This window comes from Microbacterium sp. NPDC028030 (genome assembly GCF_040637855.1).
Lineage (GTDB): Bacteria > Actinomycetota > Actinomycetes > Actinomycetales > Microbacteriaceae > Microbacterium.
Genome location: NZ_JBEZXF010000001.1, coordinates 1103691 through 1118906, shown reverse-complemented (window position 1 = coordinate 1118906; position 15216 = coordinate 1103691). Strand labels below are relative to the sequence as shown.

The window sequence follows — 15216 nt, the reverse complement described above, 5'->3', positions numbered from 1 at the left end:
CATCACTTTGGCTTGGTGTGCCGACGGCTCGGATCCGAATCGAGATCCGAGCCGTCGGCGGTGTTCACGGCGCCAGCTGCCGTCAGGGCTGGAACTGGCCGTTGACGAGCTCGCCCGGCGGGATGAACGCGAACTGGTCGGGGCTCACGTGGGGGCTGTGTGCATCATCCTCGAACGCGTAGTTCGCGAGGATGGCCGTCTCGGCCGCCTTCTGCACCTCGGGGTCGATGAGGGCTGCCACCAGGGCGTCCGGGTCGTCGACGCCGCCCGCCTTCTCCGCCGCGGCCTTGAACAGCAGGGCCGAGTCGTAGTTGTAGGCGAGGATCAGCGACGACTTGATGTCGCCCGCGGCGAGCATGCGCTCGACCGCGTCGTTGACCTTGGTGTCGTCGGGGTCGTACTGCGTGCTGGAGTACACCTGCATCGTGAGGTTCTTCACCTGGTCCGTGCCGAGCACGCCGTCGGGGGCGGGCGTGGCGATCAGTCCGGTCGCGGCGACCGAGGAGTTGCCCATCACCGGGACGTCCCAGCCGAGCTTCTCGAGGCTCTGCAGCACGTAGCCGAGCGGGGCGCCGTAGGCGTCGAGCACGAGGACGTCGGGGTCGCCCTGCTGGAGGGCGGACAGCTGCGCGGTCATGTCGAGCGCCGCGTTATCGAAGCCCTCGTTCCCCGTCACGGTGAAGCCCGCGTCGGCGAACGTGGTCTCACCGAGCGAGCCGAAAAGCTCGCCGTAGGCGCTGGAGCCGTGCAGGATGGCGACGTCCTCGTAGTCGCGGTCCTCCATCTCGGCGACGAACGATCCGAGGTAGTCGGGAACGGAAGCGCTGAGGTCGAAGCTGTAGGGGTTGACCGAGGGGTCGCCCGAGCCTGTGGTGGGGCCGATGTTGAACGACACGATCTTGTTCTGCGTGAGGATCGGCAGCATGGCTTCGGTGATCGTCGAGGGACCGGAGTTCATCACGAGGTCGGGCTTGCCCTCGGTGGCGATGTATTCGCGGAGCTTGGTGACGGCGACCGTCGGGTCGGCGTTGTCTTCGAGGTGGGTGATCTCGACCTCGCGGTCGAGGATCCCGCCCATGTCGTTCACGGCGTCGACGGAGGCGAGTGCCGCCGTGACGGCGGTCGTCGCGTTGTCCGCGAGGATCCCCTCGGCACCCATGCCACCGAGGACCACGAGCTTGATCGGGTCGCCGCCTTCGCCGTCGCCCCCGTCGCCGGACCCCTCCGCGTCGCCGGCGCAACCGGCGAGCACCACCGTCGAGACCACGATCCCTGCGGCGACTGCCGCGAGTCTGTTGAACCGCATATCCGAACCTCTCTCATCGTTGAGTTAGAGCGACCAAACGCTTGCTTAGTAAATCACACACCGACGCCACCGGCAACGCCCAACCGGTCAATTGCTTGGTTACGATCCGGACACCTGTTAGATTCCGGCTCATGGACAGTGCACAGACTCCCGAGAACCGCCGCCTCCGCGACCTGCCCGGCATCGCCGTGGTGACCGGAGGGACCGGTGGGATCGGCTCCGCGATCGCCAGGACGCTCGCCGCGGAGGGGGTTCGGGTCGCGATCACGCACCGCTCCGACCCCGCGCCCGAACTGCTCACCGCGCTCGGCGAGCAGGGTGAGGCGCATCGGCTCGACGTGCGCGACGATGCGGGCGCCGCAGCCCTCGCCGACGACCTCGTCGCGCGGCACGGCGCCGTGCACACGGTCGTGCATGCGGCGGGTCCGCACGTGCCGATGGTGCACCTGTCGAAGGTGTCCGTCGAGCAGTTCGCCCGACAGGTCGACGACGACCTCGTCGGCTTCTTCGCCATCGCCAGGGCCTTCCTTCCCGCTCTTCGAGACGCGGCCGGCTCCCTCACGGTTGTCACGAGTGCGGGCACCCGTCGATACCCGGTGCGCGACGGCCTCTCGGTCGCCCCGAAGGGCGGTGTCGAAGCCCTCGCGCGCGGACTCGCCGCCGAGGAGGGGCGGTTCGGTGTGCGTGTGAACGCCGTGGGTCCGGGGATGCTGTGGGATGGGATGTCGGCTCGGCTGATGGCGTCCGGCGATCTGGACGAGCGTGCGCTCGAGGTCGCCACCGCCAACATCCCGCTCCGCCGATTCGGGACAGCAGGAGACATCGCGGCTGCCGTCGCGTTCCTGGCCTCGCCCGCCGCAGGGTTCATCACCGGGCAGAAGCTCGACGTCGACGGCGGATTCGGGCTCTGAAGCCCTCGGCGGTCGCTCGCGCCGACGCGCTCATCTCATGCCCTTCAGACGCTCGATGAGCCAGTCGATGCGGGCGGCCTCGTCGCGGTAGAAGCGCTCGGACCATTCCAGGGCGACACCGGAGAACCGCCAGTCCTCCTCCCGGCGCGCTCCGACCGCGTGAGCACCCGCCTCGTCCGCGGTGCGCAGCGCCTCATCGCGGTACGCGGCCAGACTCTCCCGCAGCCGGTCGAGGTCGCCGTTGTGCGCCGCCCACAATCGCAGGATCTGCGAATGCTTGAGCACCACGGGCTCGGCAGCGACCTCGTCGGACCACTGCCGCATGCTCCGACGCCCGAGCTCGGTGATGCCGTACAGCCGACGGCTCTTCGCCGCGTGCGTCTGCTCGACTCGCGAGACCGCCATCCCCAGCTGCTCGAGCCGTCGCAGTTCGGTGTAGATCTGGCTCTGCGACGGCGCCCAGTAGAAGTACGCGAGGCTCTGATCCGCCCATTGCTTGACGTCGTAGCCCGACAGCTCGGTGCCGAACGACAGGATGCCGAGCACGGCCCAGCTCGTCGCCGGCAGTTCAGGTCGTCGGTCGGTGTGCTCACGGTCGCTCACTTGACCTCCTCGTCGATGAGTGAGATATTCCTGATCGTACTATGACTAACAGTCATACCGCTGCTGATCGAAGGAGATCATGTGGACGAGACGACGCGCATGCTGGACCTGCTGAATGCGACGTTCCCCGCGCTGGCGACGATGGACCCGCTCGCCGGACGCGCAGCCGCCGACGAGCGGATCCGCCCCGCGAGCAACGTCGACGACGTCTCGTCGACGGACGACCTCGTCATCGATGCCGGCACCCACCGCATCCCGATCCGGGTGTACCGTCCGCACGAGTCACGGCCGGACGCGCCCACGACCGTGTACGCCCACGGCGGCGGCTTCCTGCACGGGTCGATCGCCGGACACGACGGTTTCTGCCGTCGCTGGTCGCGCGCCACGGCGAGCGTGGTGGTCTCGGTGGACTATCGGCTCGCCCCGGAAGCGGGGCCCGGCGCCGCCCGCGACGACGTCCTCGCCGCCGTCGACTGGACGGTCGCCGCCGGCCTCGCCGATCACGGGGTCGTCCTCGCCGGCGACAGCTCGGGCGGGAACGTCGCGGCGGGCGCGGCGGTCGGCCTCCGCGACCGCGGTGCGAGCCCGGTGGTGGGACAGGTGCTGCTGTATCCCTTCCTCGACCCGACGATGTCGGCGCCGAGCCACCGCACGAGAGCGAGCGGGTACTTCGTGACATCCGAGCTCCTCGCGCACTACTGGCGCACCTTCCTCGGCGACCGCCCCGACCGCTTCGACGCCGACGTCACCCCGCTCGCCGTCGACGATCTCGGTGGCCTCCCGCCGGCGATCGTGGTCACAGCCGGCCTCGATCCCCTCTGCGACGAGGGCGCCGTCTTCGCCCGTCGACTGCGCGAGGCCGGAGTCCCGGTCATCCTTCGTCACCACCCCGACCAGTTCCATGGCTTCCTGACCATCCCCGGCTACGGACCGGGCGTCAGCGCGGCCGACATCCTCTGGAGCGACCTGCACTCCCTGACCACCCTCGACGCGAAGGACCGCACATGATCCCCGAACACGACGTCATCATCGTCGGCGCCGGCTTCGCCGGCCTGTACTCCACCATCCATGCGGCGGCAGCGGGCCTCGACATCCTCGGCATCGAGGCGGGCGACGACGTGGGCGGCACCTGGTATTGGAACCGCTACCCCGGCGCACGCTGCGACGTCGAGAGCATCGACTACTCGTTCTCGTTCGACGACGACCTGCAGCGCGAGTGGCGGTGGAGCGAGCGCTATGCGACGCAGCCCGAGATCCTGCGCTATCTGAACCACGTCGCCGACCGTTTCGATGTCCGCCGGCACTACCGGTTCGGGGAGCGCCTGTCGGCGGCGTCCTGGAACGAGCCGGAGCAGCGGTGGGATGTGCGCACCGAGTCAGGGTTCGAGGCGTCGGCGCGCTGGCTGGTCATGGCCACGGGAGGACTGTCGAAGCCGCAGCTGCCCGACCTCGCAGGCCGCGACACGTTCACGGGCACCGTGCTCCAGACATCGGCCTGGCCCGAGGACCCCGTCGACCTGCGTGGCAAGCGCGTCGCCGTGATCGGCACCGGATCCTCCGGGGTGCAGACCATCCCGCTGATCGCCCGCGACGCCGCGGAGCTCACGGTCTACCAGCGCAGCGCCAACTACAGCGTCCCGGCGTTCAACCGGATGCTCGACGACGAGGAATGGCAGCGCCAGCAGGAGGAACTCCCGCGGCGACGCGAACTGTCCTGGAACGGCGCAGCCGGCTCACCCTGGACGAGCCACCCCACGCCCTTCGCGGAGGCCGACGAGCAGGAGCGCGCTGAGGTGTTCGAGGAGAGCTGGACGCGCGGGGGCGTGCTCTTCGCCAAAGCCTTCCAGGGCCTCACCGTCGACCCGGTGATCAACGATGCGGCCAGGGTCTTCTTCGAGCAGAAACTCGCGGAGCGCGTACCCGATCCGCAGACTCGGGCCACACTGACCCCGCAGGACCATCCCGTCGGCACGAAGCGCATCTGCACCGACACGGGGTACTACGAGACGTTCAACGAACCGCACGTCGAACTGGTCGACCTGAGACGAGAACCTCTCGCAGAGGTCACTCCCACCGGCATCCGCACCTCCGAACGCCACCGCGAACACGACGTGATCGTCTACGCCACGGGGTTCGACGCCATGACCGGAGCGCTCACCGCGATCGACATCCGCGGCCGCGACGGGCTCTCGCTGCGCGAGGAGTGGGCAGGCTTCCCCTCGACCTATCTCGGCGTCGCCCTGCCCGGCTTCCCGAACCTGCTCGTGCTCAACGGGCCCGGCAGCCCCAGCGTGCTGTCGAACATGGCGCTCACCTCGGAGCAGCAGGGCGACTACGCGCTGCGCATCATCGCGCACTGCCGCGCCGAGGGGTACACGTCGATCGAGGCGCGGGCAGATGCAGCGGCCGCCTGGACGGCGCACTCGCTCGAACTCGCCGACCGCACGCTCTTCGGCGCAGCTCCGTCGTGGTACACCGGCGCGAACATCGCGGGCAAAGCCAGGGGTTTTCTGCCCTACATCGGCGGCTTCAAGAACTACATCGACCACTGCGAAGAGATCGCGGCAGCGGACTACCGGGGGTTCGTGCTGTCATCCCGGTGATGCGGCATGGAGAAGCGGGGCTGGTCTTCGATGCGCAGCGGCACTAGAGTAAAACAAGCAAACGCTTGGGCAAGGGAGCACGGGATGAGTGCAGTCGACTTCGGATTCGCAGCAGGAGACGCGGTGCTCATCACCGGCGCAGGCAGCGGCATCGGGCGGGCGACAGCCCGGCATGCCGCGGAGCTCGGTCTCGCCGTCAGCCTGTGGGACCTGAATCCCGCGGGACTCGCGGAGACCGCGGACGAGGTGCGCGCGACAGCCGCCGCCGTGCACACCTGGGCAGCCGACGTCTCCGATGACGCGGCGGTCGACGCCGGCTTCACGGACGCCGTGCGCACGCTCGGACCGATCCGCTACCTGCACAACAACGCCGGGCCCGCCTCGAGCTCCGACATCCCCTTCGACCGGGCGCTGGAGATCTGTGTCGGGAGCGTCCGCCGCATGACCGATACGTGGGCGGCCACCGGTCCGGGCAAGGGCGCGGCCATGGTCGCGACGACCTCGGTCGCGGGCAATCTCGTCGGCACGGACAACGCCTGGTACTCGGCATCCAAGGCCGCGATCATGGGGTACATCCGCCACCTCGCTGCCCACCGCGCCGCGGAGTTCCGCTCCAACGGCGTCGCACCCGGCATGACCGACACCCCGCGCCTCGCGGGCTTCGCCGGCAGCGAGACGGGGCAGCGGGTACTGACCCGCATCCCTCTGAAACGCATGGCCACGCCCGACGACATCGCCTGGGCGACGCTCTTCCTGCTCTCCCCGCTCGCCGGCTACATCAACGGCGTCTTCCTCCCGGTCGACGGCGGATGGACGGTGACGCAATGACCGAGGTCGATCTGCGGACGATCGGCGACCGCCAGGACATCGCGATCCTCCTCGCCCGCATCGCGCAGCTCGCCGACGCGGGAGACCCGGAGGAGTACATCCAGTGCTTCACCACGGATGCCGTCTGGGACCTCACCGATGCCACCGACCTTCCCATGGACGTGCAGAGCATCACAGGGCGCGAGGCGCTCCTGGCCGGCGTGCACGAGCGCAGGGCCGCGGGCATCCAAGGGCCGGGCAGTCACACCCGCCACGACGTGTCCAGCATCACGGTCGAGGTGCACGGCGACCGTGCGAGCGCCCGCTCCTACTTCCGCTATTACCGCGGCACCGACGGCATCCCGTCGCTCGCGGCGATGGGCGTCTACGCCGACACGTTCGTGCGGGGCGAGGCGGGGTGGCGGCTGCACCGTCGCACGATCACGCGGGGCTGAGGGCACCCCCTGCCTTGGGGATCTCGCCAACGGAACGAAGGGGACGCCGCTCCCCCGAGGGAACGGTGACAGTGAAGTCGGAACGAGAAGGCCAGGAGCGCGTGGTGGTGGGTCTCCTCGCCGCGTGCGGCATGCTGACGTCGCTGCAGTTCACCCTGATCGTCCCTCTTCTCCCCCTGATCCCCTCTCTGCTCGACACCACCGCCGCCGATGCCTCGTGGCTCATCACCGTCACGCTCCTCGCCGGGGTGGTAGGCACCCCGGTCGTGACACGCCTCGCCGACATGCACGGTCGACGCCGCATGCTCCTGCTGTCGATGGGGCTGCTCGTGGCCGGCTCGGTCATCGCCGCGGTGATCCCCGGTTTCACGGCCGTGCTCATCGGTCGCGCCCTGCAGGGTTTCGGCACCGCGGTCGTCCCGATCGGCATCGGTCTCCTGAGCGCGCTCGTCTCCCGCCGCCGCGCCGTCCTCGGCATCGCGCTCATGAGCGGCACGCTCGGCATGGGGTCAGCGCTCGGTCTCGTGCTCGCGGGGCCTCTGCTCGACGGAGGAGGGCTGCCGACCGTGTTCTGGTGCTCGGCGATCGTCGGCGCGGTGTTCTGCGCCCTGATCCGCTGGCGCATCCCGGAGGCTCCGGCCGGAGACTCCCGCGGGTTCGACCTCGTCGGAGCGGTGCTCCTCACCGTCGGTCTCACCTCGCTGCTGCTGGCGATCTCCCGCGGACAGTACTGGGGCTGGACCGCTGCGCTCACTCTCGGACTCGCTGCTCTCGCCGTCGCGACCCTGGTGCTGTGGATGCTGTGGGAGCGACGACATCCCGCCCCGCTCATCGATGTGCGCACGGCCATGCGTGCACCGATCCTGCCGATCAACGTCGCGTCGTTCTTCGCGACCTTCGGCATGTACGCGAATCACCTTTTGACCACTCAGGAAGCCCTCGCACCGCGATCCACCGGGTACGGCCTCGACGTCGCCACCGCAGCGGCCGGCATGTTCCTGCTGCCCTCGGCGCTGACCATGATCGTCCTCGCACCGCTCGCCGCGCGGGTGATCACGCGTTTCGGCGGGCAGCGGGCCCTTCTTCTCGGGTCGGCGATGATGGCGCTCGCTTTCGTGTTCCGGATGCTGTTCCACGGCGGCGCCGTGCCCGTGCTGATCGGCTCCGCGCTGGTCGGAGCCGGAGTCGCGTTCGCCTTCGCCGCGATGCCCTCTCTCATCACGGCATCCGTCCCCGCAGACGAGGTCGCCACCGCCAACGGCGTGAACTCCGTCATCCGCACCCTCTCCGGAGCCGTCGCAGCCGCCCTTTTCGGGTTCGTGATCGCGGCACTGCCCTCCGAGACCGATCCCGCGTTCCTCTCGGAGCAGGCGCTCCAGATCTCGCTCGGTTTCGCGGCGGCCTGCGGTGTCATCACCGCGCTGTTCGCGACCTTCCTCCGCCGCCCGCACCCCCAGGAGCCCGCATGACCCTCTTCTCGCCGCTGCACCTGCGTGAGGTGACCCTGCCGAATCGCATCGGGATCTCCCCCATGTGCATGTACGCCTCACAGGACGGTCAGGTCTCCGACTTCCATGTCGCTCACCTCGGCCGGTTCGCCCTCGGCGGGGCAGGACTGGTGATCGCCGAGGCGACGGCCGTGCACCCCCACGGCCGTATCTCCCCCTTCGACACGGGGCTCTGGAGCGACGAGCAGGTGCCGGGATGGCGACGCGTCACGGCGCTCGTCGCCGCATCCGGATCCGTTCCGGGCGTGCAGCTCGGTCATGCCGGAAGGCGCGCGGCCGTGCGGGAGCCCTGGCGTGCAGGAGCCCCGCTCGACGAGACGGATGCCGCCGCGGGCTTCGCGCCATGGCCCCTCGTCGCACCCAGCGCGCTGCCGGCGGGACCGGGTCACGCGATGCCCGCAGAGCTCACAGCGCGGCAGATCGCCCATTCGGTGCAGGACTGGCACGACGCGGCCGTGCGCGCGGTCTCGGCGGGCTTCCGCTTCATCGAGCTGCACGGCGCGCACGGATATCTGCTGCACTCGTTCCTCTCCCCGGTGTCGAACCGCCGCACCGACCGTTACGGCGGCAGCGCCGAGAACCGCCTGCGGTATCCGCTCGAGGTCGTGGCCGCCGTCCGCGATGCGATCGGCGACGGCATCCCCCTGTCGTTCCGGGTCTCGGCCGTCGACGGCGCGGAGGGCGGCTCGGGCATCGAGGAGACCGTCCACATCGCCCGCCGTCTCGCCGCGGCCGGGGTCGACCTGATCGACACCTCATCCGGAGGCATCACCACCGACCGTTCCACCGACACCCGCATCCGCCGGGGCTTCGCGTTCCACGCCGACTTCTCCCGTCGGATCCGCGACGAGGCCGGAGTCCCCACCGCGACCGTCGGCCTTGTCGTCGATGCAGAGCAAGCCGAACGGCTCCTCGACCACGGCGACGCCGACATGGTGCTCCTCGGCCGCCAGGTGCTCGACGACCCGAACTGGCCGCACCACGCGCGCATCGCCCTGGGCGACGACAGCCACGACTCCTGGGATGTGCGATACGGCAGCGCGCTCGGCCCCCGCGCCCGCACACTCGCCCGCCTCACCGCATCCGGCGAAACCCCTCTCACCCGCTTCTCCCCCTGACCCCCACCCCGGCACCCCCGGCACCCCCGGCACCCCCGGCACCCCCGGCACCCCCGGCACCCCCGCCCGGACCCTACCCGCGGGCACACCTGCACGACCCGGGCCCACCTGCACGACCAGACCCACACATCCGTCGTGCATCCGTCCCTCCGTCGTGCACCCGTCCCCCGTCGTCCCCCGCGGCTACGCCCGCCGCGCACCCTGCACCCGAGCACGCCTGCACGATCCGGGCACACCTGCACGACCAGATCCACACCTCCAACGTGCATCCGTTTCCCCGTCATGCATACTCGTCCGCCGTCGCCCACCCCTCCGTCGCCCGCCCCCTCCATCGCTCGACCCCGGGCACACCCGCTCGACCCCGGGCACACCCGCACGACCCCGGCACACCTGCACGACCAAACCCGCGCATCCGTCGCGCATCCGTCCCTCCGTCGCGCATCCGTCCCCGCCACCCACACCTCCGCGTCAGGGGCCGAGCAGCTCCCGCGCAGCGGCATCGCCGTCGAGCAGACGGTTCCGACGACGGTGCACACGCCACCCCTCACCCGTGCGAAGAAGCTCCCACCTGTTCGCGCTGACCCGCTCGCCGACCCACCGCTCCCCCTCGCGCAGCATCACGACCGAGTGCGTCACCGCCACCGCGCGGTCGCCGTCGATGTCGATGCGCGGCGCCGACACGATGTGCGCGCAGCCTCGACGCATGTACTCGCGGTGCGTGGGGATCGTCACGAGCGAGCGGATACCCTCGGCATCGAGCACCGTCTCGTCGAACTGGTAGGTGCCGTCCGGAGCCCAGAGCGCCGCCACCGCATCGGCGTCTCCGGCATCGGCGGCCGGGCCGTACCGCGCGATGAGTTCCGCGATCTCGGCACGATCCTCGAGTGCGCGCAACCGCCGCTCCAGCGCCTCGCTCACCAGTCCTGCCAGGGGATGATCGTCTTCACCGGGGTCGACAGCATCGGCTCGCCCGCCGAGGGGAACCGGTCCTCCACCGCTCGGAGTGCGGGCGCGACCACCGCCGGATCGTGTTCGAGGTACACGAGGCGGATCCGGATGCTCCCCGGCGCATCGGACGGCGACTCGTCGAAGGGAAGCGAGGAATGCCGTTGCGGGTGACTGTAGGAGAAGGTCCACACGCCCGCCACGCCATCGACCTCGAGAAGTGCCGGGATGATCTCGCGGTCCTCGCGTTGGTGGGCGGCATGGGCCTCGGAACTGTGCGGGTCGGCGAAGCGCGTCGCGGTGAGGTGCACCCCGCGATTCGGCCGATACGGCAGCACCTGCGCGTCGACCAGGGCGCGCGGCGCCGCATACCCCTTCACGGGTCGGAAGAACGCCAGCAGCGGACGATGGATGCCGGGGATCAGCGGACCACGCCCCCACTGGAACGAGGCTTCGCCGAGTGCATCCCAGGCGGCGACGGACTCCTCCACCGGATCGCGGAACCAATACATGGCGACGAAGTCGACCTCTCCCGCGAGGGAGCCGCTGCCGAGGTCCACGTACTCCGGCCGCACGTCCCACCGGTCGCCCCAGGCCACCCCGGGGAGGGCGAGGTTCTCCGGCCGATGGTCGAGTTGGTGCCAGCGGCTGTACTCCCCATGCAGGGAGCGGTCGTCGACGCGGACGAAGGAGAAGAAGGCGAGAGGCGCGAACACACCGTCAGTCAAGCGCTTGCTTGGTTGTGTGTCAACACCGACGGCCGGTGTCTACGAGTCCCCCGACGGGGATGCAGAAGCGGGATCCACCGAGGACGGCAGACCGAGCGACAGCAGCAGACTCACGAAGCCGAGGCCGAAGGTCGCCACGAGAACCCCGAGCACCCCCAATGCCACGAAGAGATCGGCCGTGTGGATCAATGCGGTGGGCGCCGCAGTTCCGACGAACTGGGGAATGAACCACACCGCGACCTGGATTCCCAGCACCCACAGCGGCATGCGGTTCCACGGGGCCGGGACGACACGAGCGCGAGCGATGTGGGCCGAGACGACCAGCCCGGCCCCCAGCGCGACCAGGGGTGACACATAGTTCCAGGCGACCCCGGCGCGCGCCTCCGCCGGCGTGTCCGGACCACCGAAGAGGTCCATCAGAGCGTCGACCGTCGGCCACACCGCGAGGACGGCCGACGCCACCAACGCCGACCGCCGACGCCCGACGACGCTCTCCCGCCGATGGAGACCGAGCGTCAGGGCGAGGACCGCCACTCCCCACAGCACCGCACCCAGAACCGCCAGCGCGGCCGCCGCTGCGGACGAGGCGATCGAGATCCGGACCACCTCGACGGCACCGCTCACCGTGAACCCGACACCGCCGATGAGCCCCGACACGCTGCGCAGTTCCATGTCCATACGTTAGGACGGCCACCCCGAAACGTCAATACCATATAAAACTATAAATCTCTTGTTTAACACGCTAGATATTGCAATAGTGAGGGCAGGCGGGCAAGAGCGAAGGAATGATCATGAGTATCAGAGCAGTCGCCGTAGCTGGTTTCGCCGTCGCTGTCGCACTCGCCGCCGGCAGCCCCGCACTCGCTTCGGAAACCCCGCCGGTTACGTCGCCCGACGTCGCTACCGACCCCATCCCCGTCGAGCCGCTGGACGCCACACTGGTGATCGACGGCACGCCCACCGACATCGCGGTAATGCCTGACTTTGATCCGCGGGCTCCGGCCTTAGTTCTTGACAGCGGCGGCAGCCCAGTCGCGGTTCACGATATCGAGCTCGTGCGAGGGAATGGAACGAGGGCGACGGTCCGACTTGTGGATACGACAAGTAGATCCGCCCTCGCGGGCTGCAGCTGGTACTCCTGGGTCGCGCCGGGTACGGGCACCTGGTACGGCTCTGTGAACGGTTGCTCATTCATCGGTCTGACCGCAGCGACCCCGGTCGGCTACAGCTGGACCGTCGATGCTAACTCCGTCGGCTCTGCCTGCCTCAAGGGCCGGGGCTATCAGTACCTCACTTGGCCGGGTGGCGGCGGATACTCCGAATTCTACGGACCCATCGGCTGCGGGAGCGGCGGGAGTGCGGGTGGCGACTCACTCCCCTGGGGGAATGTGGCGTCGACGAAACGCCTACAGATGATCTCCTACTCCGCTCCAGCAGGCGCCGCAGGCATGTTCCAGTAGCCCGGGGTATAGAGGGCGGGCGCGGGCAAGAGACTCGCGCCCTGCCCGCCGTCAGCGACCCGAGACCTTGCCGAAGACCTTCGCGATCGGTGCGAGCACGAGCGGCCGAGCCGCGACCCACCCGATCGCGATCACCACGAGCGACACGATGAAGACCCAGAAACCCGTCCACGTGACCGCATCCTGCGACGCGAACATGTGGTTCAGGTTCCGCAGGAAGCCGGTCAGCATCACGAGCGCGACGTGGGCGATGATGAACGCGACGAAGTACAGCATGATCGGGAAGTGCAGGGCGCGCGCCCACTCGACCGGGTACGCCTTCGACAGCCGCTCGGCCCTCTTCGGCCACAGCCCCGACATCCGGAAGCCCGTGATCGCGGCCAGCGGCGCGGCGATGAACACCGTCACGAAGTAGGCGAGCTGCTGCAGGCTGTTGTAGTTGTTCCAGCCGTTCTCGTGCGGCCAGTCGAACGAGACGTACTGCAGTGCAGCCGAGAGCGCGTTCGGGAACACCTCCCAGCTCGTGGGCACGATCCGCACCCAGTGCCCCGTGACGAACAGCAGCACCACGAAGATCACGCCGTTCACGAGCCACAGGATGTCGAGCGACTGGTGGAACCAGAGGTTCAGGCTGATCTTGCCCTTGGCGTTGCCGCGCGGCGTCCAGAAGACGGTCGGCCGCTTCTCGGTGCGCACCTGGAGTCCCGAGCGGATGATCAGCACCATCAGGAACATGTTGAAGAAGTGCTGCCACCCGATCCAGGGGGCGAATCCCGGCTCGACGGCGATCGCCGGCTCGTACTCGCCGGGGAACGCCGCGAGGAAGTCCTGCATGAACGGGAAGCTCAGGAGCGTGCGCACGAGAGCGATCGCCGCCCCCGCGAGCACGCCGAGCGCGGCGGCGCCGAACAGCACGGCGATGGCCTGCGTCCAGGTGGGACGACGACGGTCGGATGCCGGAGCCGTGGCGATGCGGCGCGGAGCCCGTCCGTTCCACACCGTGCGACTCGACGGCAGGGGAGCGCTGAGGTCGGCGACGGCGGGGACCGCGACGACGGACGTCGCAGCGGCGGCACTCTCGGCCCCGACGCTCTCCGACGCGGTCGGAGCGGGGGCGAGCGCGGCGTCGGTCGCAGACACCGTGTCAGAAGCGGCCGATGCCTGCTCGACACGCACGGCCGGAGCTGTGCCCGCTGGCGGCCAGGGCTCTCCCCCGACGACGCGCGGCAGGCCGCGACGGACGCCCGAGGCGACGGCAGCGGCCTGTGCGGTCGGCGTGCGTGTCGACCGCACAGCAGTCGCCGGCGCCGCAGCGGTGGGAGCCGTCGTCTCGGTCGTCGCACCGGTCGTCGGAGCAGCAGCGGCAGTCACCGGAGCTCCGGTCGCGGCGGCCGGTGCCGCTTCGGAGAGGACGGCTGCGTCGGCTCCGGCCACCGCGTCGACCGGCGGCCAGGGCTCGCCGCCCGGCACACGCGGGAGGCCACGACGCACGCGCGATCCAGCCTGAGCGGACCGCGCGTCCGTCGAAGGCCCCGCGACAGACGCGGCACCAGCTGCGACGGACGCAACCGCAACGGGCTCAGCCCCAGCGGACTCAGCCCCGACAGGCTCAGCCCCGACAGGCTCCGCCGCAACGGACCCAGCCGCGACAGGCTCAACCCCGGCTGATCCGTCGACGACCTCCGACTCCGCAGCACGAGGAGAATCGTCCACGACCTCGGCGGACGCATCCGCAGGGGGCCACGGCTCTCCACCGGGCACACGCGGAAGACCGCGTCGCAGCATCCGCGTCGCCATGCCTACTTCTTCCGTGCCTCGAGGGCCGCGATCACCTGCGGCACCACGGCGAAGACGTCGCCGACGATGCCGAAGTCCGCGACCTCGAAGATCGGCGCCTCGGGGTCCTTGTTGATCGCGACGATGTTCTTGGAGGTCTGCATGCCCGCACGATGCTGGATCGCACCCGAGATGCCCAGGGCGACGTACAGCTGGGGCGAGACCGAGACGCCGGTCTGCCCGACCTGATGGGACTGCGGGATGTACCCGGCGTCGACCGCCGCCCGTGACGCACCGACCGCGGCACCGAGCGCGTCGGCGAGCTGTTCGACAAGCACGAACTTCTCCTTCGACGCGAGACCGCGACCCCCGGACACCACCCGGGTCGCACCGCGCAGCTCAGGACGGGAGGAGGCGACCTCGAGGACCTCGACGGGTCCGGCCGTCGCGGCGACCGCACCGGATGCCGTGACGGAGAGTGCTTCGACCGAGTGGTTCGCCACAGCTTCGGCACGCGCCTCCACGGCGCCCTGACGGACCGTGATCACCGGGGTGCCGAACGTGGGAGCCGAGTCGACGAGGTAGGCGCCGCCGTAGACGGAGTGGTGGGCGACGACGCCCTCGTCATCGCGCGAGACCCCGACCGCGTCGACCGACAGCGCGCTCTTCGTCCGCACGGCGAAGCGTCCTGCCACGTCGCGGCCCGAGATCGAGTTCGAGATGAGCACGGCGTCGGGGCGCACCTGCGCGGCGGCGGCCTCGAGGGCATCGACGATCGGGACCGTGAGCGATGCGGCCTCGCCGTCGGCGGTCAGCACGACCGCCGCACCCGCCGCAGCGACCTGGTCCACGGCCGCCGGGCTGCCGCCGACGATCAACGCGACGGGCGAGCCGATGGTCGCGGCCGCGCCGATCAGGGCCGCCGTGCTGCTCGCGGCAGACCCGGAGGGGTCGATGTCCACGAGGACGAGGATCGGGTTCTCGGACGAGGTCATC

General features: G+C 69.8%; 14 protein-coding genes. 7 read left to right on the top strand and 7 right to left on the bottom strand.

Features of this window, described 5'->3' with window-relative positions; genetic code table 11:
* Nucleotides 1-82 precede the first annotated feature (82 nt).
* The gene (locus AB0E56_RS05495; protein ID WP_359797268.1) at nt 83-1306 is read right to left on the bottom strand and encodes an ABC transporter substrate-binding protein; all 1224 of its coding nucleotides are present in this window, start codon (nt 1304-1306) and stop codon (nt 83-85) included.
* 131 nt (nt 1307-1437) lie between these two features.
* Here AB0E56_RS05495 and AB0E56_RS05490 point away from each other — a divergent pair, with 131 nt between their 5' ends.
* Complete coding sequence (locus tag AB0E56_RS05490; protein WP_359797266.1) at nt 1438-2217, top strand: SDR family oxidoreductase; 780 nt, start codon at nt 1438-1440, stop codon at nt 2215-2217.
* Nucleotides 2218-2247: 30 nt separating this feature from the next.
* Here the strand turns inward: AB0E56_RS05490 and AB0E56_RS05485 are convergent, their stop codons facing one another.
* Nucleotides 2248-2820 carry a PadR family transcriptional regulator gene (locus tag AB0E56_RS05485; protein ID WP_359797265.1) on the bottom strand — a complete coding sequence of 191 codons (573 nt, stop codon included), beginning with the start codon at nt 2818-2820 and terminating at the stop codon, nt 2248-2250.
* An 81-nt stretch (nt 2821-2901) separates the two neighbouring features.
* On the opposite strand from AB0E56_RS05485, the gene AB0E56_RS05480 reads away from it, so the two are divergent.
* The 6 genes from AB0E56_RS05480 (at nt 2902) to AB0E56_RS05455 (ending at nt 9311) form a co-directional block, all read left to right on the top strand.
* The gene (locus AB0E56_RS05480; RefSeq protein WP_359797264.1) at nt 2902-3828 is read left to right on the top strand and encodes an alpha/beta hydrolase; all 927 of its coding nucleotides are present in this window, start codon (nt 2902-2904) and stop codon (nt 3826-3828) included.
* Nucleotides 3825-5423: an NAD(P)/FAD-dependent oxidoreductase gene (locus AB0E56_RS05475; RefSeq protein ID WP_359797262.1), complete on the top strand. Its 1599-nt coding sequence runs from the start codon at nt 3825-3827 to the stop codon at nt 5421-5423. Before AB0E56_RS05480 ends, AB0E56_RS05475 begins: the two co-directional genes overlap by 4 nt.
* 84 nt (nt 5424-5507) lie before the next feature.
* Nucleotides 5508-6251, top strand: a complete 744-nt coding sequence (locus AB0E56_RS05470; RefSeq protein WP_359797260.1) for an SDR family oxidoreductase — start codon at nt 5508-5510, stop codon at nt 6249-6251.
* The gene (locus AB0E56_RS05465) at nt 6248-6685 is read left to right on the top strand and encodes a nuclear transport factor 2 family protein (protein ID WP_359797258.1); all 438 of its coding nucleotides are present in this window, start codon (nt 6248-6250) and stop codon (nt 6683-6685) included. The genes AB0E56_RS05470 and AB0E56_RS05465 overlap by 4 nt, the downstream gene beginning before the upstream one ends.
* Nucleotides 6686-6756: 71 nt before the next feature.
* Nucleotides 6757-8154 (top strand): MFS transporter, encoded by a 1398-nt coding sequence (locus AB0E56_RS05460; RefSeq protein ID WP_359797256.1) that lies wholly within the window; start codon nt 6757-6759, stop codon nt 8152-8154.
* Entirely contained in the window at nt 8151-9311 is a 1161-nt protein-coding gene (locus tag AB0E56_RS05455) for an NADH:flavin oxidoreductase/NADH oxidase (protein WP_359797255.1), read from the top strand. The genes AB0E56_RS05460 and AB0E56_RS05455 overlap by 4 nt, the downstream gene beginning before the upstream one ends.
* A gap of 468 nt (nt 9312-9779) precedes the next feature.
* Here AB0E56_RS05455 and AB0E56_RS05450 read toward each other — a convergent pair whose 3' ends face one another.
* From AB0E56_RS05450 to AB0E56_RS05430, 5 genes are all read right to left on the bottom strand, one after another.
* Nucleotides 9780-10229: a nuclear transport factor 2 family protein gene (locus AB0E56_RS05450; RefSeq protein ID WP_359797253.1), complete on the bottom strand. Its 450-nt coding sequence runs from the start codon at nt 10227-10229 to the stop codon at nt 9780-9782.
* Nucleotides 10226-10972 carry a hypothetical protein gene (locus AB0E56_RS05445; RefSeq protein WP_359797251.1) on the bottom strand — a complete coding sequence of 249 codons (747 nt, stop codon included), beginning with the start codon at nt 10970-10972 and terminating at the stop codon, nt 10226-10228. The genes AB0E56_RS05450 and AB0E56_RS05445 overlap by 4 nt, the downstream gene beginning before the upstream one ends.
* A 51-nt stretch (nt 10973-11023) precedes the next feature.
* Nucleotides 11024-11656, bottom strand: coding sequence for a hypothetical protein (locus AB0E56_RS05440; RefSeq protein WP_359797249.1), 633 nt, complete (start codon nt 11654-11656; stop codon nt 11024-11026).
* Between the two features lie 839 nt (nt 11657-12495).
* Complete coding sequence (locus tag AB0E56_RS05435) at nt 12496-13935, bottom strand: cytochrome b/b6 domain-containing protein (RefSeq protein WP_359797247.1); 1440 nt, start codon at nt 13933-13935, stop codon at nt 12496-12498.
* A 308-nt stretch (nt 13936-14243) separates the two neighbouring features.
* Entirely contained in the window at nt 14244-15215 is a 972-nt protein-coding gene (locus AB0E56_RS05430) for an electron transfer flavoprotein subunit alpha/FixB family protein (RefSeq protein ID WP_359797245.1), read from the bottom strand.
* Nucleotide 15216 lies beyond the last annotated feature (1 nt).